21 protein-coding genes are annotated in these 20,901 nt (G+C 58.8%); 16 read left to right on the top strand and 5 right to left on the bottom strand.

Annotation, left to right across the window (positions count from 1 at the left end; all coding sequences use genetic code 11):
• Window positions 1-286 precede the first annotated feature (286 nt).
• Window positions 287-997, bottom strand: coding sequence for an SIMPL domain-containing protein (locus tag TK42_RS15800; protein WP_103734636.1), 711 nt, complete (start codon window positions 995-997; stop codon window positions 287-289).
• Window positions 998-1,202: 205 nt separating this feature from the next.
• Between TK42_RS15800 and TK42_RS15795 the strand changes: the two genes are divergently transcribed.
• The 3 genes from TK42_RS15795 to TK42_RS15785 all read left to right on the top strand — a co-directional run bounded on the left by TK42_RS15795 (window position 1,203) and on the right by TK42_RS15785 (window position 4,843).
• Complete coding sequence (locus tag TK42_RS15795) at window positions 1,203-2,465, top strand: ATP-binding protein (protein ID WP_032877809.1); 1,263 nt, start codon at window positions 1,203-1,205, stop codon at window positions 2,463-2,465.
• Entirely contained in the window at window positions 2,458-3,018 is a 561-nt protein-coding gene (locus TK42_RS15790; RefSeq protein WP_003171731.1) for a response regulator transcription factor, read from the top strand. Before TK42_RS15795 ends, TK42_RS15790 begins: the two co-directional genes overlap by 8 nt.
• 100 nt (window positions 3,019-3,118) lie before the next feature.
• Complete coding sequence (locus TK42_RS15785) at window positions 3,119-4,843, top strand: ABC transporter ATP-binding protein/permease (protein WP_032877808.1); 1,725 nt, start codon at window positions 3,119-3,121, stop codon at window positions 4,841-4,843.
• Between the two features lie 191 nt (window positions 4,844-5,034).
• Here TK42_RS15785 and TK42_RS15780 read toward each other — a convergent pair whose 3' ends face one another.
• Window positions 5,035-5,472 (bottom strand): YhcB family protein, encoded by a 438-nt coding sequence (locus TK42_RS15780; protein ID WP_005784763.1) that lies wholly within the window; start codon window positions 5,470-5,472, stop codon window positions 5,035-5,037.
• Between the two features lie 146 nt (window positions 5,473-5,618).
• On the opposite strand from TK42_RS15780, the gene TK42_RS15775 reads away from it, so the two are divergent.
• The 3 genes from TK42_RS15775 (at window position 5,619) to zapE (ending at window position 8,794) form a co-directional block, all read left to right on the top strand.
• The gene (locus tag TK42_RS15775) at window positions 5,619-6,248 is read left to right on the top strand and encodes an alpha/beta hydrolase (RefSeq protein WP_005784765.1); all 630 of its coding nucleotides are present in this window, start codon (window positions 5,619-5,621) and stop codon (window positions 6,246-6,248) included.
• Between the two features lie 16 nt (window positions 6,249-6,264).
• The gene (locus TK42_RS15770; protein ID WP_103734635.1) at window positions 6,265-7,620 is read left to right on the top strand and encodes a tryptophan--tRNA ligase; all 1,356 of its coding nucleotides are present in this window, start codon (window positions 6,265-6,267) and stop codon (window positions 7,618-7,620) included.
• A 79-nt stretch (window positions 7,621-7,699) separates the two neighbouring features.
• The gene (gene zapE / locus TK42_RS15765) at window positions 7,700-8,794 is read left to right on the top strand and encodes a cell division protein ZapE (RefSeq protein ID WP_005784768.1); all 1,095 of its coding nucleotides are present in this window, start codon (window positions 7,700-7,702) and stop codon (window positions 8,792-8,794) included.
• A gap of 152 nt (window positions 8,795-8,946) precedes the next feature.
• Here the strand turns inward: zapE and TK42_RS15760 are convergent, their stop codons facing one another.
• Window positions 8,947-9,843: a GlxA family transcriptional regulator gene (locus TK42_RS15760; RefSeq protein WP_177327423.1), complete on the bottom strand. Its 897-nt coding sequence runs from the start codon at window positions 9,841-9,843 to the stop codon at window positions 8,947-8,949.
• Between the two features lie 244 nt (window positions 9,844-10,087).
• On the opposite strand from TK42_RS15760, the gene TK42_RS15755 reads away from it, so the two are divergent.
• Window positions 10,088-11,224, top strand: a complete 1,137-nt coding sequence (locus tag TK42_RS15755) for an acyl-CoA dehydrogenase family protein (protein ID WP_032877806.1) — start codon at window positions 10,088-10,090, stop codon at window positions 11,222-11,224.
• Window positions 11,225-11,337: 113 nt separating this feature from the next.
• Here the strand turns inward: TK42_RS15755 and TK42_RS15750 are convergent, their stop codons facing one another.
• Window positions 11,338-12,378: an NADP(H)-dependent aldo-keto reductase gene (locus TK42_RS15750; protein WP_032877805.1), complete on the bottom strand. Its 1,041-nt coding sequence runs from the start codon at window positions 12,376-12,378 to the stop codon at window positions 11,338-11,340.
• A 249-nt stretch (window positions 12,379-12,627) separates the two neighbouring features.
• On the opposite strand from TK42_RS15750, the gene rplM reads away from it, so the two are divergent.
• The 8 genes from rplM to TK42_RS15710 all read left to right on the top strand — a co-directional run bounded on the left by rplM (window position 12,628) and on the right by TK42_RS15710 (window position 18,423).
• The gene (gene rplM / locus TK42_RS15745; protein WP_003171742.1) at window positions 12,628-13,056 is read left to right on the top strand and encodes a 50S ribosomal protein L13; all 429 of its coding nucleotides are present in this window, start codon (window positions 12,628-12,630) and stop codon (window positions 13,054-13,056) included.
• Window positions 13,057-13,070: 14 nt separating this feature from the next.
• Window positions 13,071-13,463 (top strand): 30S ribosomal protein S9, encoded by a 393-nt coding sequence (rpsI, locus tag TK42_RS15740; protein ID WP_002555064.1) that lies wholly within the window; start codon window positions 13,071-13,073, stop codon window positions 13,461-13,463.
• A 265-nt stretch (window positions 13,464-13,728) separates the two neighbouring features.
• A complete protein-coding gene (gene petA / locus TK42_RS15735; RefSeq protein WP_032877804.1) occupies window positions 13,729-14,322 on the top strand; it encodes a ubiquinol-cytochrome c reductase iron-sulfur subunit in 594 nt (197 codons plus the stop codon).
• Window positions 14,322-15,533: a cytochrome bc complex cytochrome b subunit gene (locus TK42_RS15730; protein ID WP_032877803.1), complete on the top strand. Its 1,212-nt coding sequence runs from the start codon at window positions 14,322-14,324 to the stop codon at window positions 15,531-15,533. The genes petA and TK42_RS15730 overlap by 1 nt, the downstream gene beginning before the upstream one ends.
• A complete protein-coding gene (locus TK42_RS15725) occupies window positions 15,533-16,312 on the top strand; it encodes a cytochrome c1 (RefSeq protein ID WP_032877802.1) in 780 nt (259 codons plus the stop codon). The genes TK42_RS15730 and TK42_RS15725 overlap by 1 nt, the downstream gene beginning before the upstream one ends.
• 148 nt (window positions 16,313-16,460) lie before the next feature.
• A complete protein-coding gene (locus TK42_RS15720; RefSeq protein WP_005784778.1) occupies window positions 16,461-17,078 on the top strand; it encodes a glutathione S-transferase N-terminal domain-containing protein in 618 nt (205 codons plus the stop codon).
• A gap of 17 nt (window positions 17,079-17,095) precedes the next feature.
• Entirely contained in the window at window positions 17,096-17,515 is a 420-nt protein-coding gene (locus TK42_RS15715; protein WP_005784780.1) for a ClpXP protease specificity-enhancing factor, read from the top strand.
• A 158-nt stretch (window positions 17,516-17,673) separates the two neighbouring features.
• Window positions 17,674-18,423 carry a FadR/GntR family transcriptional regulator gene (locus TK42_RS15710; RefSeq protein ID WP_032877801.1) on the top strand — a complete coding sequence of 250 codons (750 nt, stop codon included), beginning with the start codon at window positions 17,674-17,676 and terminating at the stop codon, window positions 18,421-18,423.
• Window positions 18,424-18,561: 138 nt separating this feature from the next.
• Here TK42_RS15710 and TK42_RS15705 read toward each other — a convergent pair whose 3' ends face one another.
• Window positions 18,562-19,719 (bottom strand): phospholipase, encoded by a 1,158-nt coding sequence (locus tag TK42_RS15705; RefSeq protein WP_103734634.1) that lies wholly within the window; start codon window positions 19,717-19,719, stop codon window positions 18,562-18,564.
• A gap of 234 nt (window positions 19,720-19,953) precedes the next feature.
• On the opposite strand from TK42_RS15705, the gene kdgD reads away from it, so the two are divergent.
• Window positions 19,954-20,865: a 5-dehydro-4-deoxyglucarate dehydratase gene (gene kdgD, locus TK42_RS15700; protein WP_005784786.1), complete on the top strand. Its 912-nt coding sequence runs from the start codon at window positions 19,954-19,956 to the stop codon at window positions 20,863-20,865.
• The last annotated feature ends 36 nt before the right edge of the window (window positions 20,866-20,901 follow it).

Below are 20,901 nucleotides of genomic sequence, written 5' to 3'. Positions count from 1 at the left end.
GTGTAATGTTCTGTTGTCAGTACGTCCGTGTGTGGCAAATAACCTGTTCGATGTTCTGATTCAAGATGATGTGCATGGCAACCCTGGGTGGGAAGTTGAGTGTCGTAAGTTCCAGGCCTGCATTCGTAATGTTTGACGAGTGGTGTCGTGAGGGCGAGGTTTAGATAGATTAGAGTAAGGCTGTAGTATCAAGTTACTTGGTGTGTGGTAGCGGTCTGAGTGTTCCGTGGGCGGCAACACCACAGCGTAACCGGTGAAGGTTACGCCGTGTTGGTCTCGCGAAGACTTACGGTAAAACTTCGATCACTCCATCGGCGCTCATGCTCACTTGGCTGGTGCCTGCTTCAACGTCAGGCGTCGGTGCAGAGTCTGCCATGGCCGCCTTCATCATCATGCCGCCACGGGCATAAGGCATCGGGTAACCATTGGTGTTGAAGTTCAGATTGACGATCTTGTAACCCTTGCCGCCCAGTGCATCGGTAGCCAGTTGCGCATGGGCCTTGAACGCAGTAACCGCGTCCTTGAGCAACGCATCTTCGCTGGCCTTGCGCGTGGCATCGGCGATGGCGAAGTCCATGTTTTCCATTTTCAGCGTGTTCAACAGCTCGCCGGTGAGCTTGGACAGCGCCGGGAAGTCCGCGCTTTCCAGGCGCAGTTCGGCGCGCTCACGCCAGCCGGTGATCTTCTGGTTCTTGTTGTCGTAGATCGGGTAGCTGTTACGGCTGCCCTGGCGCAGGGTCACGCCTTTGACTTCGCGGGCCTGGCCTAAGGCTGTGTTCATGGTGGTGGTGATTTCAGCGGCAAGCTTGGCCGGGTCGGCGTTTTGCGACTCGGTATAGAGGGTGACGATCATCTTGTCGCGGGCTACTTCCTGGCTGACTTCGGCGCGCAGGGAGATCTGGTTGTAGTTCAGTGCATCGGCGGCCATGGCCGGCAGGCTGGCAATGGCGCTGGCGCTGAGAGTGATGATGGCTGCACTGCGAATGAAACGAGACATGGAAGCTCCTTGAGGTAGTCGTGCTCGGTATGACTGTAGACGCTGGCATAGGGTTCTTCGGGTTTACACATTACCAACAAGTTATGCGGGCGCCGACGAACGGTCATTTAGCCGGCCTGCGTCAAAGAGCCACACGCGCCGTGCCAGCAGGTCCGCTTCGTTTATACTCGTGCCGATCCGCCTGCAGCGCTCATCGGGAGAGCTCATGCTCGCCGCCGTAAAACTGACTTCCGCCACTCGCCAGAACCTCTGGCGCCTGACGTTCATTCGCACCCTGGTATTGGCCGCACAGGCCGGTTCCGTCGGGCTTGCCTATTGGTTCGACCTGCTGCCGCTGCCCTGGCTGCAACTGGCTGTGACCCTGGGTTTTTCCACCGTGTTGTGTGCATTTACCGCCATACGGCTGCGCACCACCTGGCCGGTGACCGAGTTGGAATATGCCCTGCAACTGGCTTGCGACCTGTTTATCCACAGCGTGTTGCTGTACTTCTCCGGTGGGTCCACCAACCCGTTCGTTTCATATTACCTGGTGCCACTGACCATCGCTGCGGTGACGTTGCCATGGCGCTACTCGGTGGTGCTTTCGGGGATCGCGCTGACGCTGTACACCCTGTTGCTGGCTCAGTTCTACCCGTTGCAGACCTTCCCTATCGCCCGGGAAAACCTGCAAATCTACGGGATGTGGTTGAGTTTTGCCCTGTCTGCCGCCGTCATTACCTTTTTCGCCGCACGTATGGCCGAAGAGCTGCGTCGCCAGGAAGAGCTGCGCGCCATTCGCCGCGAAGAAGGGCTGCGCGACCAGCAATTGCTGGCCGTCGCCACCCAGGCCGCCGGTGCCGCCCATGAATTGGGTACGCCGTTGGCGACCATGAGCGTGCTGCTCAAGGAAATGACCCAGGACCATCACGACCCCGCGCTGCAAGACGACTTGAGCGTGCTGCAGGAACAGGTCAAGCAATGCAAGCTGACGCTGCAGCAACTGGTGCGTGCCGCCGAAGCCAATCGCCGCCTCGCGGTTGAAATGCAGGATGTGACCCAATGGCTCGATGAAGCCCTGAACCGTTGGCACCTGATGCGCCCCGAGGCCAGTTACCGCTTCAACCTGTTGGGCCAAGGCAGCGTGCCGCGCCTGGCGCCACCGCCAGACCTGACCCAGGCGCTGCTCAACTTGCTGAACAACGCCGCTGACGCCTGCCCTGAAGGGCTCGGTGTACAGTTGGACTGGGACGCCGAAAACATCACCATCAGCATTCGTGACCACGGCGCGGGCGTGCCGCTGGCCATTGCCGAGCAGATCGGCAAACCCTTCTTTACCACCAAGGGCAAAGGCTTCGGCCTGGGCCTGTTTTTGAGCAAGGCCAGCGTGACCCGCGCGGGCGGCTCAGTGAAGCTCTATAGTCATGAGGAAGGTGGCACGCTCACCGAGCTGCGCCTGCCCCGTGTCGCACGAGGAGATATCGATGAGTGACGAGATCCAAGTCGAAGGCGAAGAACTGCCGCACCTGTTGCTGGTAGATGACGATGCCACCTTTACCCGCGTGATGGCGCGCGCCATGAGCCGTCGCGGTTTTCGCGTCAGCACCGCAGGGTCTGCCGAAGAAGGCCTGACCATCGCCCAGGCCGACCTGCCCGACTACGCCGCCCTCGACCTGAAAATGGACGGCGACTCCGGCCTGGTGCTGCTGCCCAAGCTGCTGGAGCTCGACCCCGAAATGCGCGTGGTGATCCTCACCGGTTACTCCAGCATCGCCACCGCTGTCGAGGCGATCAAGCGCGGCGCCTGCAACTACCTGTGCAAGCCGGCGGACGCCGACGACGTGCTGGCCGCTCTGCTTTCCGAGCACGCCGACCTCGACACCCTGGTACCGGAAAACCCGATGTCGGTGGACCGCCTGCAATGGGAGCATATCCAGCGCGTGCTGACCGAGCACGAAGGCAATATCTCCGCCACTGCCCGTGCTTTAGGCATGCACCGCCGTACCTTGCAGCGCAAGTTGCAGAAGCGCCCGGTACGACGCTGAACGAACACTGAACAACCTGCTTCAGGCTGCACGGATGCGCGAACCGATCACCTATGATCGGTTCAAACGCCTGTGATGTTTTTCCTGCCGAGCCTGAACAATGAACCAGAACGCTGAGTACTCCGCGATCAACGACGCGGTGCGGGGGCAATTCTTCCGCCGAACCTGGGCCATGATCACACCGTATTGGCGTAGCGAAGAGAAGGGCAGGGCCTGGCTGTTGCTGGCTGCAGTGATTGGCCTGTCGCTGTTCAGCGTGGCGATTTCCGTGTGGATCAATCACTGGTACAAGGATTTCTACAACGCCCTGGAGAAGAAGGACACCGCCGCCTTCTGGCAACTGATAGGTTATTTCGGCGGCATTGCGGCGGTGGCGATTCTCGGCGCGGTCTACCGTCTCTATCTGACCCAGATGCTGACGATCCGCTGGCGCGCCTGGCTCACCGAAAAACACTTCACCCGGTGGCTGGCCCACAAGAATTACTACCAGCTGGAACAGGGTGGTTATACCGACAACCCAGACCAGCGGATTTCCGAAGACCTCAACAACTTCACCTCCGGCACCTTGAGCCTCGGCCTTGGGTTGCTGCGTAATGTGGTCAGCCTGGTGTCGTTCTCGATCATCCTGTGGGGCGTATCGGGCAGCATCGAAGTGTTTGGCATCACCATCCCCGGCTATATGTTCTGGTGCGCGCTGCTGTACGCCACCGTGGGCAGTTGGCTGACGCACCTGATCGGCCGACGCTTGATCGGCCTGAGCAACCAACAGCAACGCTTCGAGGCAGACCTGCGTTTTTCCATGGTGCGGGTGCGTGAGAATGCCGAGAGCATTGCCCTGTACAACGGCGAGCCCAATGAAAGACAACGCCTGAGTACGCGCTTCGGCAAGGTCTGGCACAACTTCTGGGACATCATGAAAGTGTCCAAGCGCCTGACCTTTTTCACCGCCGGCTACAGCCAGATTGCGATCATCTTCCCGTTTATCGTGGCCGCGCCGCGCTACTTCACCGGCAAAATCGAGCTGGGCGAGCTGATGCAAATCAACTCGGCGTTTGGCAACGTGCAGGAAAACTTCAGCTGGTTTATCAACGCCTACTCGGAACTGGCGACATGGCGCGCCACCAGTGATCGCCTGCTGAGTTTCCAGCAAGCCATGAGCGACAACGAGCAGCGAGCCCCGGCCATCGATGTGCGCCCTGACGGCGAGCGCCTGGTGATCACGGATCTGGGCATGGACCTGGCCGACGGCCGTCACCTGCTCACGGACGCCGACATGACCGTGGAGCCTGGCCAGCGCGTGATGCTCAGCGGGCGTTCCGGTAGCGGCAAGAGCACCTTGTTGCGGGCGATGGGCCATCTTTGGCCCGCAGGTCATGGCAGCATTCGGTTGCCGGCGACGCGCTACCTGTTCCTGCCGCAGAAGCCTTACCTGCCGATTGGTACGCTCAAGGCGGTGCTGAGTTATCCACAAGACGACAGCGTCTATCCGGCAGAACGTTATGCACAGGTCCTGCAAACCTGCCGCCTGCCGCACCTGCTCAATCGTCTGGATGAAGCCAACCACTGGCAACGCATGCTTTCGCCGGGTGAGCAACAGCGCCTGGCCTTTGCCCGTGCGTTGTTGTTCGCACCGCAGTGGCTGTATATGGATGAAGCCACTTCGGCGATGGATGAAGAGGATGAGGCAACGTTGTACCAGGCATTGATCGATGAATTGCCGGGATTGAGCATCGTCAGCGTCGGCCACCGCAGCAGCCTCAAGCGTTTCCATGGGCGGCATGTACGCATCGAGGGTGGGCGGTTGCAGGAGCAACAACTCACTTGAGCTCATCCTCGGTGAGTGTGGGAGGGGGCTTGCTCCCGATGGCAGCCTGTCAGTAACAGATGCATTGGCTGATCCACTGCTATCGGGAGCAAGCCCCCTCCCACATTGATCTGCATTGTTCTTGAAGTGGCGCCCAAAAAAAGCCCGGCTGATCATTGATCAGCCGGGCTTTTTTAATGCTCGAAGATGACTTACTTCTTCAAGCCGTAATGCTCATCCAGCATTCCTGGGGCGTTCGGCGTTTTTGGCGCGTAGTCCCGTGGTGGCTCCTGGTTTTCCCGAGGCGGGGTCAGGCGTTCCCGTGGGGTTTGCGGTGCATCGGAATGCAGCGCAGCCAGCAGGCGCTGGCGGGTGATGTCGTCGAGGGCCAGGCGATTAGCGCCTTCGGCGAGGTGATCCTGTACTTCCTGGTAGCTCTGGGTGAGCTTCTTGACCAGGGTCGCGGTGCTGTTGAAGTGGGTAACAACCTCGTTCTGATAACTGTCAAAACGTTCCTGAATGTCATCCAGCTGACGCTGCGTGCGGTTAGGCGCGGCATTCGGCAGCAGGCGGGCAACCAGGAATCCAATGGCGACACCGGCAACCAGGGCAAGAGTCGGCAACAACCAAACTAAGAGCGAGTGTTCCACGAGTCCTTCCTCTATAAACGGCTTTGCTTTACGTTAACGGCTCAAACCTGCGCTGTATACCGCGATTAAGCTCGCAATGATGCCATGCACAGACTTTTAGCTAGACGAGTCGACCCCTTGAGAGGTCACGGAGTTCATCCTTGCTCATGCGTGAAACCCCCGTTTTGATCGATGGCCCGGTGGGCCAATTGGAAGCCTTGTACCTGGATCACCCCGAACCACGTGGCCTGGCGCTGATCTGCCACCCTAACCCGGTGCAGGGTGGGACCATGCTCAATAAAGTGGTGTCGACCCTGCAACGCACTGCGCGCGATGCCGGTTTGATTACTTTGCGTTTCAATTATCGTGGCGTCGGTGCCAGCGCCGGTACACACGATATGGCCAGTGGTGAGGTCGACGATGCCGAAGCGGCCGTCACCTGGCTGCGGGCAAAACATCCCGAACTGCCGATCACCTTGTTGGGTTTTTCCTTCGGTGGCTATGTCGCGGCCAGTCTCGGCGGCCGTCTGGAAGCCAAGGGTGAAAAGCTTGCGCACCTGTTTATGGTGGCTGCCGCCGTGATGCGCCTTGGCGATGCAGATGTGTTGCCCCAAGGCTGCCCGTTGACCCTGATCCAACCGGAAAGCGATGAAGTGGTCGACCCGCAATTGGTCTACGACTGGTCCGCCGCCCTGAAACGCCCCCATGAGTTGCTGAAAGTGGCAGAATGCGGACACTTTTTTCATGGCAAGCTGACCGATCTCAAGGATCTGGTGCTGCCACGCCTTTCGAATTGATGACAAGCGATCACCCATGACGACCCGTACCCGAATCCTCACCGGCATTACCACCACCGGCACGCCGCACCTGGGCAACTACGCCGGTGCGATTCGCCCGGCGATCCTCGCCAGCGAAGACGCGAATGCCGACTCCTTCTACTTCCTGGCCGACTACCACGCGCTGATCAAGTGCGACGACCCGCAGCGCATCCAGCGCTCGCGCATGGAAATCGCCGCGACCTGGCTGGCCGGTGGCCTGGATGTGAACCGTGTGACCTTCTATCGCCAGTCGGACATCCCGGAGATTCCCGAGCTGACCTGGCTGCTGACCTGCGTTGCCGCCAAGGGCCTGCTCAACCGCGCCCATGCGTACAAGGCGTCGGTGGACAAGAACGTGGAAAACGGCGAAGACCCGGATGCGGGCATCAGCATGGGCCTGTACAGCTACCCGGTGCTGATGGCCGCTGACATCCTGATGTTCAACGCGCACAAGGTGCCAGTCGGTCGCGACCAGATCCAGCACGTGGAAATGGCTCGCGACATCGGCCAGCGTTTCAACCACTTGTTCGGCAACGGTAAAGAATTCTTCACCATGCCCGAGGCGCTGATCGAAGAAAGCGTCGCCACCTTGCCGGGCCTGGATGGCCGCAAGATGTCCAAGAGCTACGACAACACCATCCCGTTGTTCACCAGCGCCAAGGACATGAAAGACGCGATCTCGCGGATCGTGACCGACTCGCGTGCTCCGGGCGAAGCCAAGGACCCGGACAATTCGCACCTGTTCACCCTGTACCAGGCGTTCGCGACCAAGGCGCAGGAAGAAGAATTCCGTGGCGAGCTGCTGCAAGGCCTGGGCTGGGGCGAGGCGAAGAATCGTCTGTTCCAACTGCTCGACGGCCAACTTGGTGAAGCGCGCGAGCGTTACCACCAACTGATGTCGCGCCCCTCCGATATGGAAGACCTGCTGCTGGTCGGCGCCAAGAAAGCCCGTGCCGTGGCCGCGCCATTCCTCGCCGAGTTGCGTGAGGCGGTGGGCCTGCGTTCGTTCGTCAACCAGGCTGCGGCGCCGGCTGCCACCAAGAAAAAAGCGGCGAAGGCTGCGCGTTTTGTGAGTTTTCGTGAAGACGATGGCAGCTTCCGCTTCCGCCTGCTGGCCGCTGATGGTGAGCAACTGTTGCTGTCGCGCAACTTTGCCGATGGCAAAGCGGCTGGCGCTGTGACCAAACAATTGCAAAGTGGTGATGCGCTGGACGTGCGTGCGCAGGCTCTGAGCTTCAGCGTATGGCTGGACGGCGCCGCCGTGGCTGACAGTGCCGAGTACGCCGATCAAGCATCGCGTGACGCGGCCATCGAAGCCTTGCGCGCTGCGTTGGCCCCAATCGAGGATTAACCCGACCAAGGGTTGATTGCCATTCTCCAGGGCCGTCGTTACAGTGTCGGCCCGTTTTTGTTGCCTTGCTAACGAAATTATGACGCCCCTAGAACGATATCAAGCTGATCTGAAACGCCCTGAATTCTTCCATGACGCAGCCCAGGAAAATGCTGTGCGTCATTTGCAGCGCCTGTACGACGATCTGGTCGCGGCCTCGCAAAGCAAACCAGGGATGTTCAGCAAGCTGTTTGGCAAGAAAGATCACACGCCGGTCAAGGGCCTGTACTTCTGGGGTGGCGTCGGCCGGGGCAAGACTTATCTGGTAGACACCTTCTTTGAAGCGCTGCCATTCAAGGAAAAGGTCCGTACTCACTTCCACCGCTTCATGAAGCGCGTGCACGAAGAGATGAAAACCCTGCCGGGCGAGAAAAACCCGCTGACCATCATCGCCAAGCGCTTCTCCCAAGAAGCGCGGGTGATCTGCTTCGATGAGTTCTTCGTCTCCGACATCACCGACGCCATGATCCTTGGCACGCTGATGGAAGAGCTGTTCAAGAACGGTGTGACCCTGGTGGCCACGTCGAACATTGTGCCTGACGGCCTGTATAAGGACGGCCTGCAGCGTGCGCGCTTCCTGCCGGCCATTGCGCTGATCAAGCAGAACACCGATATCGTCAACGTCGACAGCGGCGTCGATTACCGCCTGCGCCACCTGGAGCAAGCCGAGCTGTTCCACTTCCCGCTGAACCAAGCGGCGCACGACAGCCTGAAAAAAAGCTTCCGCGCCCTGACGCCGGAATGCACCCAGGCGGTGGAAAACGACAAGCTGATGATCGAGAACCGCGAAATCATCGCCTTGCGCACCTGCGATGACGTGGCCTGGTTCGAGTTCCGCCAGCTGTGCGACGGCCCGCGCAGCCAGAACGACTACATTGAGCTGGGCAAGATCTTCCACGCGGTGATCTTGAGCGGCGTCGAGCAGATGGGCGTGACCACCGACGATATTGCGCGGCGGTTTATCAACATGGTCGACGAATTCTACGACCGTAACGTCAAGTTGATCATCTCGGCGGAAGTCGAGCTCAAGGACCTGTACACCGGCGGTCGCTTGAACTTCGAATTCCAGCGCACCTTGAGCCGCCTGCTTGAAATGCAGTCCCACGAGTTCCTGTCGCGCGGACACAAGCCTTAATCAATCTCCAGCTCAATGGAGATCCAATGTGGGAGGGGGCTTGCTCCCGATTTCGGAGTGTCAGTCACTGTAGATGTGACTGACCCAGCGCAATCGGGAGCAAGTCGAATCGTCGCACCGCCCCTCCCACTTTGTTTTCTGTGTTCCTTCAGTTAGGCGGCTTGCTGAAATTGCTGGCGATACTGGTTCGGCGACAACTCCGTGTGCTGCCTGAACAACCGCGCAAAGAAACTCGCATCGTCGTAACCCACCTCATAACTGATGGTCTTGATGCTCTTGCGGCTGCCTGAGAGCAGGCCCTTTGCCGTCTCGATGCGCAACCGTTGCAGGTAATGCAGCGGCTTGTCACCGGTGGCGGTCTGGAAGCGCCGCATGAAGTTGCGGATGCTCATGCCGTGTTCCCGGGCGACGTCTTCGAAGCGGAACTTGTCGGCGAAGTGTTCTTCGAGCCAGTGCTGGATCTGCAGGATGATCACGTCCTGGTGCAGCTTCTGGCCGCCAAAACCGATACGCCCCGGCGAATAGCTGCGCTGCACCTCATAGAGGATGTCGCGGGCCACGGCCTGGGCGATGTTGGCGCCGCAGAAGCGTTCGATCAGGTAGATGTAGAGGTCACAGGCCGAGGTGGTGCCGCCGGCGCAATACAGGTTATCGGCATCGGTCAGGTGCTTGTCCTGGTTGAGCTGCACCTTGGGGAAGCGCTCGCTGAAAGCATTGAAGAACCGCCAGTAGGTGGTCGCCTCCTTGCCATCGAGCAGCCCGGCTTCGGCCAGCCAGAACACCCCGGTGGCTTCACCGCACAGCACGGCGCCGCGGGCATGTTGTTCGCGTAGCCACGGCAACACTTGCGGGTAGCGGGTGCACAGGGCGTCGAAGTCGTCCCAGAAGGCCGGCAGCACGATGATATCGGCATCCTCCAGGCCGCCGTCCACCGGCATGATCACATCGCTGAAGCTGCGCACGGATTGCCCGTCGGGGCTGACCAGGCGCGTATCGAACCCTGGGGTCAAGCCCAGGCCCTGCTGTTTACCGTAACGCAGGCTGGCCAGATGGAAGAAATCCTTGGCTTGCATGAGGGTGGAAGCGAATACCCGATCAATGGCCAAAATGCTGACGCGCCGCAGGGGCGTGGAGATTTGGTTAGACATAATTTCATTTATTCTTATAGGGGAAAGTGGTCACCAGACGGCTGGATCGTCTTATTTTTTGTCGCATGTGTCCAGTGTCCCGTGACGCCATCGGGGCATAGGCTCTGTGGGCTCGTCCTTGTCCGACAATCCACGCAGGTGACCCATGATCCCCAGAACCTTGTTCAGCTCGGAGCACGAACTCTTCCGCGAGAGCGTGCGCACCTTCCTCGAAAAACACGCCGCGCCCTTTCATGGGCAATGGGAAAAGCAGGGCTATATCGACCGTAGCCTGTGGAACCAGGCGGGGGAGGCGGGGATGTTGTGTTCCCACCTGCCGGAGGAATATGGCGGCCTGGGCGCAGATTTCCTCTACAGCGCGGTGGTGATCGAAGAAGTCAGCCGCCTGGGGTTGACCGGCATCGGCTTTTCTCTGCACTCGGATATCGTCGCGCCCTACATCCTGCATTACGGCAGTGAAGCGCTTAAGCACAAATACCTGCCCAAGTTGATCTGCGGGGAGATGGTTACGGCCATTGCCATGACCGAGCCGGGCGCCGGTTCCGACCTGCAAGGGGTCAAGACCACTGCAGTGCTGGACGGCGATGAGTACGTCATCAACGGCTCCAAGACCTTTATCACCAACGGTTACTTGGCCGATCTGGTGATCGTAGTCGCCAAGACCGATCCCAAGGCCGGCGCCAAGGGCACCAGCCTGTTTCTGGTGGAGGCTGGCACGCCCGGTTTCGACAAGGGCAAGCGCCTGGAGAAAGTCGGCATGAAGGCCCAGGACACCTCGGAGTTGTTTTTCCAGGACGTGCGGGTGCCCAAGGAAAACTTGCTGGGCCAGGCCGGTATGGGCTTCGCATACCTGATGCAGGAACTGCCTCAAGAGCGTTTGACCGTAGCGATAGGCGCACTGTCTTCAGCCGAAGCGGCATTGCAATGGACCCTGGATTACACCCGCGAGCGCAAGGCGTTCGGCAAGGCGATTGCCGACTTCCAGAACACCCGATTCAAGCTGGCCGAGATGGCCACCGAGATTCAGATCGGCCGTGTGTTTGTCGACAAATGCATGGCGTTGCACCTAGAGGGCAAGCTGGACGTGCCGACAGCGGCGATGGCCAAGTACTGGGCCACGGACCTGCAATGCAAGGTGCTCGATGAGTGCGTGCAGTTGCACGGCGGCTACGGCTTCATGTGGGAATACCCGATTGCCCGGGCCTGGGCGGATGCGCGGGTGCAGCGCATTTATGCGGGAACCAATGAGATCATGAAGGAGATTATTGCGCGGGCACTTTGATTGTCTGGTGCTCTTGATGGCCTCATCGCAGGCAAGCCAGCTCCCACATTTGACGGTATTCACAGATCAACATGTGGGAGCTGGCTTGCCTGCGATGGCGGTCTGAAGGTCAATCAAGGCGCGGGGTTTGGATGATCCTTTTGAATCGCCTCAATCCCTTCCAACACCTCTTTCGACAGTTTCAACTCGGCACTGGCAATGTTGCTATCCAACTGTTCCAGCGACGTAGCCCCAATGATATTGCTGGTCACAAACGGCTGCTGCGTCACAAACGCCAGGGCCATCTGCGCCGGGTCCAGGCCATGTTCCCGCGCCAATGCCACATAGCGGCTGCACGCCGCCTCCGACTGCGGGTTGAAGTAACGGCTGAACCGGCTGTACTCGGTCAGGCGTGCCTTGGCCGGCCGTGCGCCGCCTTCGTACTTGCCGCTGAGCATGCCGAACGCCAGTGGTGAGTAGGCCAGCAAGCCGCACTGCTCACGGATGGCGATTTCTGCCAGGCCCACTTCAAAGCTGCGGTTGAGCAGGTTGTATGGGTTCTGGATCGACACCGCGCGCGGCCAGCCACGGGCTTCGGCCAGGGCGAGGAACTTCATGGTGCCCCATGGGGTTTCGTTGGACAGGCCGATGTGGCGGATCTTGCCGGCCTTGACCTGTTCATCCAGGGCTTCGAGGGTTTCTTCCAGGGGGGTGAGGTCGTCTTCGTCCTTGTGCTTGTAGCTCAGTTGGCCGAAGAAATTAGTGCTGCGTTCCGGCCAGTGCAGTTGGTAGAGGTCGATCCAGTCGGTCTGCAGGCGCTTGAGGCTGGCGTCGAGCGCCTGGGTGATGTGCTTGCGGTTGTGACGCAGGTAGCCATCGCGGATGTAGTCGATGGTGTTGCCGGGGCCGGCGATCTTGCTGGCGAGGATCCAGTCGGCGCGGTCGCCACGGCTTTTGAAATAGTTGCCGATGTAGCGTTCGGTGGTGGCATAGGTGTCGGCCTTGGGCGGTACCGGGTACATTTCTGCGGTATCGAGGAAGTTGATCCCCGCGCCCTTTGCCCGTTCGATCTGCGCGAAAGCCTCTGCCTCGCTGTTCTGCTCGCCCCAGGTCATGGTGCCCAACGCGATGGCGCTGACGTTCAGATCGGTGCGGCCCAGCTGTCGGTAATCCATCGGGTACTCCTTCAGGGGAAAACAATCATAAAAGCAGGTTGAATTTTTTTTCGCAATCTGCATAATTGCCCACCTCTTTCTGCAGTGGAAGTGATGCGCCGCCTGCCGAAGAATCTTGCCGTTGAACGGACGCGCCGACCCGAGCCCCCGATAGCGTCTGTATCCGGCTGCCTTTGACTTGTCAAAGTACGCACTATTCAGTAAGATCCGCCGTCTAATTTACAGGGCGGCCCCTGAGGCTATTAAAGAATGACAACTTTTACTGCAAAACCGGAAACAGTTCAGCGCGACTGGTTTGTCGTCGACGCCGCTGGTCAGACCCTGGGTCGTCTGGCCACTGAAGTCGCCAGCCGTCTGCGTGGCAAGCACAAGCCTGAATACACCCCGCACGTTGATACCGGTGACTACATCGTGATCATCAACGCTGAGCAGGTACGTGTTACCGGCAACAAAGCGCAAGACAAAATGTACTACCGTCACTCCGGTTTCCCAGGCGGTATCAAGTCTTCCAACTTTGAAGGCCTGATCTCCAAGAAGCCTGAAGCCCCGATCGAAATCGCGGTCAAAGGCATGCTGCCGAAGGGCCCACTGGGTCGCGATATGTTTCGCAAGCTGAAAGTCTATGCGGGCGCTGTACACCCTCATGCTGCTCAGCAGCCCCAAGAACTGAAGTTTTAACGGAATAGTTCATTATGTCGGCGACTCAAAATTACGGCACTGGCCGTCGCAAAACCGCAACCGCACGCGTTTTCCTGCGTCCGGGCACTGGTAACATCTCGATCAACAACCGCTCCCTGGACAACTTCTTCGGTCGCGAAACTGCCCGCATGGTAGTTCGTCAGCCGCTGGAATTGACCGAGACCGTTGAAAAGTTCGACATCTACGTCACCGTTATCGGTGGCGGTGTAAGTGGTCAAGCTGGCGCAATCCGCCACGGTATCACTCGCGCTCTGATGCAGTACGACGAAACCCTGCGTGGCGCTCTGCGCAAAGCTGGCTTCGTTACTCGCGATGCTCGTGAAGTTGAACGTAAGAAAGTCGGTCTGCGTAAAGCGCGTAAGCGTCCGCAGTACTCGAAGCGTTAATTCGCTTTACGTTCCAGAAAACGCCCAGCCTCCTCACGGAGCTGGGCGTTTTTTATTGCCTGCGATTTATGCACATTTTTCGCCGTGACAACTTGCCACATCCGTAGACCCCCTATACTACAAGGCCTGAGGGCGGAGGCCCGGGCAATTCCCTTGTCATACGTGGGGCTTTTCATTACCATCCGTCAAAATTTTTATAAGTAAAGATTCAACACTTAGTAGACGCCTGATTTAACAGGCCAAAAAGCTGATGGGAGAGGACTGAATGAGCAATGACGGCGTGAATGCAGGCCGGCGTCGCTTCTTGGTAGCAGCCACATCCGTGGTGGGTGCTGCAGGAGCGGTGGGGGCTGCGGTCCCGTTCGTGGGGTCATGGTTTCCCAGTGCCAAGGCGAAAGCCGCAGGTGCACCGGTGAAGGTGAATGTCAGCAAGATCGAGCCAGGTCAGCAGATGATTGCTGAATGGCGCGGCCAGCCGGTTTTCATTGTTCGCCGTACCGAGGAAATCCTGGGGAATCTGAAAAAGATCGAAGGCCAGTTGTCTGACCCGAAATCCGAAAATTCCGATCAGCCCGCCTACGCCAAGAACGAAATGCGTTCGATCAAGCCAGAGATCCTGTTGCTGGTTGGTCTGTGTACCCACTTGGGTTGCTCGCCTACCTTCCGCCCGGAAGTGGCCCCTGTCGATCTGGGCAAGGATTGGGTCGGTGGTTATTTCTGCCCCTGCCACGGCTCGCACTACGACCTCGCTGGCCGTGTCTACAAATCCCAGCCTGCTCCATTGAACCTGCCCGTGCCTCCGCATACCTACGAAACTGACGACCTCATAGTCATTGGCCTCGACAAGGAGAACGCGTGATGAGCAAGTTCATGGATTGGGTGGATGCGCGCTTCCCCGCCACCAAAATGTGGGAAGACCATCTCAGCAAATATTACGCGCCAAAAAACTTCAACTTCTTCTACTTTTTTGGCTCCCTGGCCTTGTTGGTGCTGGTCAACCAGATCGTCACCGGCGTGTGGTTGACGATGAGCTACACCCCGTCGGCGGAAGAGGCCTTTGCTTCCGTCGAATACATCATGCGCGACGTCGAGTACGGCTCGATCCTGCGCCTGCTGCACTCCACAGGCGCGTCAGCGTTCTTCATCGTCGTCTACATGCACATGTTCCGTGGCCTGCTCTACGGTTCGTACCAGAAGCCGCGTGAGCTGGTGTGGGTGTTTGGCATGTTGATCTACCTGGCGCTGATGGCCGAAGCCTTCATGGGCTACCTGCTGCCATGGGGCCAGATGTCGTACTGGGGCGCCCAGGTGATCATCTCGCTGTTCGGTGCAATCCCGGTGATCGGCAACGACCTGACCCAGTGGATTCGTGGCGACTACCTGATCTCCGGCATCACCCTGAACCGCTTCTTCGCCTTGCACGTGGTGGCCCTGCCGATCGTGATCCTGGGCCTTGTGGTACTGCACATCCTGGCACTGCACGAAGTGGGTTCCAACAACCCTGATGGTGTGGACATCAAGAAGCACAAGGACGAGAACGGCATCCCGCTCGACGGCATTCCATTCCACCCTTACTACACCGTGAAAGACATTGTCGGCGTAGTGGTGTTCCTGTTTGTGTTCTGCTCGATCGTGTTCTTTTTCCCGGAGATGGGTGGTTATTTCCTGGAGAAACCTAACTTCGAACAGGCCAACGCCTTCAAGACGCCCGAGCATATTGCCCCGGTCTGGTACTTCACGCCGTTCTACGCGATCTTGCGTGCGATCCCCGACAAACTCATGGGCGTGATCGCCATGGGCGCAGCCATCGCGGTGCTGTTCGTGCTGCCGTGGCTCGATCGGAGCCCGGTCAAGTCGATGCGCTACAAAGGCTGGCTGAGCAAGATCTGGCTGTGGGTGTTCTGCATTTCGTTCGTGATCCTGGGCGTGCTAGGCGTGCTGGCGCCGACCCCCGAGCGTACGTTGCTGTCGCAGGTCTGCACCTTCCTGTACTTCGCCTACTTCATTCTGATGCCGTTCTATACCCGGCTCGAGAAGACCAAACCGGTTCCGGAAAGGGTGACTGGCTGATGAAAAAATTATTCGTTGCATTCGTGCTTGCGGCCCTGCCGCTACTGTCCTTCGCCGCCGAGCATGGCGCGCAGCTGGAAAAAGTCGATATCGATGTGTCTGACAAGGCCGCCATGCAGGATGGGCTGCGTACATTCACCAACTACTGCATGGGTTGCCACAGCGCCAAGTTCCAACGTTACGAGCGTGTCGCCGATGACTTGGGCATCCCCCATGAAGTGATGCTCAGCCACGCGGTGTTCACTGGCGCGAAGATCGGCGACCACATGAACACCGGCATGCAACCGGCCGATGCCAAGGCCTGGTTCGGCGCCGCACCGCCCGACCTGACCCTGGTGGCCCGCGTGCGCGGCACCGACTGGCTCTACGGCTACCTGAAATCCTTCTACGAAGACCCTGCGCGCCCGTATGGCGTGAACAACAAAGTCTTCCCGAACGTCGGCATGCCGAACGTTCTGGTCGGCCTGCAGGGTCGTCAAGTGGTAGGATGCAAGCAGGTTCAGGTCGTTGAAGACGGCAAGAAGCAATATGATCCGTTGACCGGTACGCCTCTGACCCATGAAGCATGCGATCAACTGACCATCGTGCCCAAGACCGGTACGCTGAACGAAGAGCAGTTCGACGAGAAGGTCAAGAACCTGGTGACCTTCCTGGCCTACTCGGCCAACCCGGTCAAACTGCAGCACCAGCGCATCGGTACGTACGTCTTGCTGTACCTGGCTTTCTTCTTCGTATTCGCTTATCTGCTCAAGCGCGAATACTGGAAGGATGTGCATTGATCCAACCGTAAGCAATTGCTGTTAATCTTGCGCGCCCAGCGGCATCTCTGAACACGTAACGCCTGGTTTGACCGGACGTTACAGAGATGCTCTCTGGGCGCGCTCGTTTTTGAGCTTTCGATAATTTCAACAAGCGAGGAGGACCGCCATGGGCGTGACCAATCGGTTGGCCTGTTACTCCGACCCCGCCGACCACTATTCCCACCGAGTACGCATCGTGCTCGCAGAGAAGGGTGTCAGCGCCGAGATCATCAGTGTGGAGGCGGGCCGTCATCCGCCGAAACTGATCGAAGTGAACCCTTACGGCAGCTTGCCCACCCTGGTCGATCGTGACCTGGCGTTGTGGGAGTCAACCGTGGTGATGGAATACTTGGATGAGCGTTACCCGCATCCGCCTTTGCTGCCGGTGTACCCGGTAGCGCGTGCCAACAGCCGCCTGCTGATCCATCGGATCCAGCGTGACTGGTGCGGGCTGGTGGATGTCATTTTGGATTCGCGTTCTAAGGAAGCCGCTCGGGTGCAGGCGCGCAAGGAATTGCGCGAAAGCCTGACCGGTGTTTCGCCGCTGTTCGCTGATAAACCTTTTTTCCTCAGTGAGGAACAAAGCCTGGTGGATTGCTGCCTATTACCCATACTCTGGCGCTTGCCGATCCTGGGCATTGAACTGCCACGGCCGGCCAAGCCGCTGCTTGATTACATGGAGCGCCAATTTGCGCGTGAGGCTTTCCAGGCGAGTCTGTCTGGTGTCGAACGCGATATGCGCTAAGGCTTAAGGAGCCGTTGATGAACTCCAGTCGACCTTATTTGGTCCGCGCGCTCTATGAGTGGATTGTGGACAACGATTGCACACCGCACATGCTGGTCAATTCCGAGTTTCCCAAGGTGGATGTGCCACAGGGTTTCGCCAGCGACGGACAAATCGTGCTGAACGTATCGCCCAGTGCCGTGCGCCATCTGCACATGGACAACGAAGCGGTGAGCTTTGAAGGGCGTTTCGGTGGCGTACCACATACGCTGTTCGTGCCGATTGGTGCCATCCTCGGGATCTACGCCCGGGAGAATGGCCAAGGCATGGTGTTCGATCTGGAGTCGCCTTTCGAGGACGACGAAACGATCGACGGTGAAGGCGGTGATGATCTACCGCCACCGGACAGCGAGCCGCCGCGTCCTAGCGGTCGGCCGAGCTTGAAAGTGGTGAAGTAGGCGGATTTTGCCTTCAGACCCCTCTGAAAAATGCCTCGACGTTTGTCGGGGCATTTTTTTGCGCGAAGGATATGGATGAAAGTCGCGCCACAACGGTGATCGTACAACCACCATGGGCTATGATGCGGTCTTCAGTTCGCCGAGAAAGATGGTTCATCATGGAAAACGCCAGCGCCGCTCCACGTCTGCCCCGCAAGCGCCGCAGCCTTGCCCAGGAATTGGTCACGGTGTTGTCCGAGCAGATCCGCGATGGCCAGCTCAAACGCGGCGATAAACTGCCTACCGAGTCGGCGATCATGGACGCCCACGGCGTCAGCCGCACCGTGGTGCGCGAGGCCATCTCGCGCTTGCAGGCGGCGGGGCAGGTCGAGACCCGCCATGGTATCGGCACCTTTGTGTTGGACACGCCCAGCCCTAGCGGTTTCCGCATTGACCCGGCCACCGTGGTGACCTTGCGTGATGTGCTGGCGATTCTGGAGCTGCGTATCAGCCTGGAAGTAGAGTCGGCGGGCCTTGCCGCCTTGCGTCGCAGTGATGCACAACTGGCCGCCATGCGTGCGGCCCTTGATGCGCTGAATGAAAGTGCGGCCCACGCTGGTGATGCGGTGGCGTCAGACTTTGCCTTCCACCTGGAAATTGCACTGTCTACCGGCAACCGCTACTTCACCGACATCATGACCCACCTGGGTACCAGCATCATTCCGCGTACCCGCTTGAATTCGGCGCGCCTGGCCCATGATGACCAGCAGCATTACATGAGCCGCCTGAGTCGCGAACACGAAGAAATCTATGAGGCAATTGCCCGTCAGGATTCGGATGCGGCGCGGGCGGCCATGCGTCTGCATTTGACCAACAGCCGTGAGCGGCTGCGCCATGCCCATGAAGAGGCAGAAGCGCAGCGCGGCTGAGGTTTGCCATATCCCGTGTGGGAGCTGGCTTGCCTGCGATAGCGGTGTGTCAGTCATTGAGTTTGTTACTGAACCAGTGCATTCGCAGGCAAGCCATCTCCCACATTTGATCTCCATTATCTGGAGTACCGGGCCTGTTTAGCTGGCGGGTTGATTGGGCTTGTAGTCTTTGAGCAACAGATACGTACTCCACCCCCACCAATCATTGGTCCAGTGTTTGTCGTTCAGGTCATTGACGTCCTTGCGCCGCAGCACCTTGTCCCCCTCCATCTTGAACAACGGCGAGAAGTTATTCGCCGGGTTTTGCGCGGCGTTCAGGTCGGGCACATACAGCGGTGCCTTGAAGCTGGCCGGGGAGGGCGTGACGCCGCTGATGAAGGTTTCGAAGATTTCGTCTGCCGAAGCCTGCACCGCACGTTTTACCTGCACGCGATTATCGGCGTCGATGCTGTCGAAGTAGCGCTTGTCGCCGTAGGCATGCCACTGATCACCCATGGCATTACGCACCTTGAGCCCGAACTTGCTGTCTTCGTCGTGCATGAAGCGGCTGATCAGCGAGCCCAGTTCACCTGGCGTCACAACGGCTGCCAACTGTTTGCGCGGCACTCGCAGGTGCCCGGCAGAAAACAGGTCGGTCAAGAAGTGATCAGCGAAGCTGTTCATCGCATAGGCCAGTTCCAGGGCCTGGTCGGTACCCGTCTGGTGGGCCACAACGGCTTGTTGCAGCGCCGCCGTGTGACCGGCCAGGTACGCGGACAAGGCCCACTCACCGAAGTGATCGGCATTGTCCGCTGCCAGCTTGAGGTAGCGTCCCAAGGGAATCAGGGCCGAAACAGCGCTGCCGCCACCCGTGATGCGGTTCCACTCCTCCGACAACGTATCACCCAGTGCGTCGTAGGCTTCATGGGGTTGTTTGCCATCCTTGATCGCCTGCTTGACGGCGTTGATTTCCTTTTGCATCACCGCCAGGATCTTCTGCGCCTCTTCCCGTGAGGCGGGCAATACGGCGAGAGAGTTGAAGGCTGCAGTGAAACGTTGCACGCGCTCGGCCGCAGAGGCGCCATCGCTGATGGCTTGGCCGGGGATGCCATAGAAATCGCCACCCAAAGCGATCACTTGGCCGTAGGTCAGCGCGAGCCCGTTGGGCAGATGCAATTGCACCTGGTGTGCAGGAATCGCCGCAGCGTCCTTGGCGAAGCGCAGCAGGGTTTCATCGCCGATGGCGGTGTGTTCACCCCCTTCAAAACGCAGGGTTGGCGGGAGTTTCTCGGGTACTGCTAGTTCAAGACCTGACATGTTAGCTCCTTGCTATGTCGTGGGAATCTTCCTTTTTAACTGTATGTATATACAGTTAAAGTTACTATAGGTGAGAAATTTCCTACGTCAAGAGTTGCAATCCACACGTCAGGTGCGAGCGGAGGCTCAACGAATTGCAGTTGACGAATCTTTTTATAGTTGTACGATGACGTACGACATCAAAACCAACAACAACGCTTTCCTCAGAAAGTCTTCGCCCAGGGTGTTCGAATAATGAATCCACAAGAACTGAAGTCCATCCTCTCCCACGGTCTGCTGTCTTTCCCGGTGACCGATTTCAACGCCCAGGGTGACTTCCACCAGGCGGGCTACATCAAGCGCCTCGAATGGCTAGCCCCTTACGGCGCCACCGCGTTGTTCGCAGCCGGTGGGACGGGTGAGTTTTTTTCCCTCGCTGCCAGCGAATATTCCCAAGTGGTAAAAACCGCCGTGGACACTTGCGCGTCCAGCGTGCCGATTCTTGCCGGTGTGGGCGGTTCGACCCGCCAGGCCATCGAGTACGCCCAGGAGGCGGAACGCCTCGGTGCCAAAGGCTTGCTGCTGCTGCCGCACTACCTTACCGAAGCCAGCCAGGACGGGGTTGCTGCCCACGTTGAAGCGGTGTGCAAGTCGGTCAAGATCGGCGTGGTGGTTTACAACCGCAATGTCTGCCGCCTGACCGCGCCGCTGTTGGAGCGTCTGGCCGAACGTTGCCCGAACCTGATCGGCTACAAGGATGGCCTGGGTGATATCGAGCTGATGGTGTCGATCCGTCGCCGCCTGGGTGACCGATTCAGCTACCTCGGCGGCCTGCCGACTGCAGAGGTTTACGCCGCGGCCTACAAAGCCCTTGGAGTGCCGGTGTACTCCTCGGCGGTGTTCAACTTCATCCCGAAAACCGCCATGGATTTCTACCACGCCATTGCCCGCGAAGATCACGTCACCGTCGACAAGATCATTGATGACTTCTTCCTGCCTTACCTGGACATCCGTAATCGCAAAGCCGGGTACGCAGTGAGCATCGTCAAGGCCGGCGCGAAAATTGTCGGGTATGACGCCGGCCCGGTGCGTACGCCGCTGACCGATCTGTTGCCGGAAGAATACGAAGCCCTGGCCGCGCTGATCGACAAGCAAGGCGCGCAATAAATTATCCACAAGGCCGCTGAGCAATCAGCGGCCTTT

This window comes from Pseudomonas sp. GZJR-8, assembly GCF_002916705.1.
Taxonomy (GTDB): domain Bacteria; phylum Pseudomonadota; class Gammaproteobacteria; order Pseudomonadales; family Pseudomonadaceae; genus Aquipseudomonas; species Aquipseudomonas synxantha_A.
The sequence above is the reverse complement of the archived record's forward strand: the minus strand, read 5'-3'. Positions and strand labels throughout refer to the sequence as shown.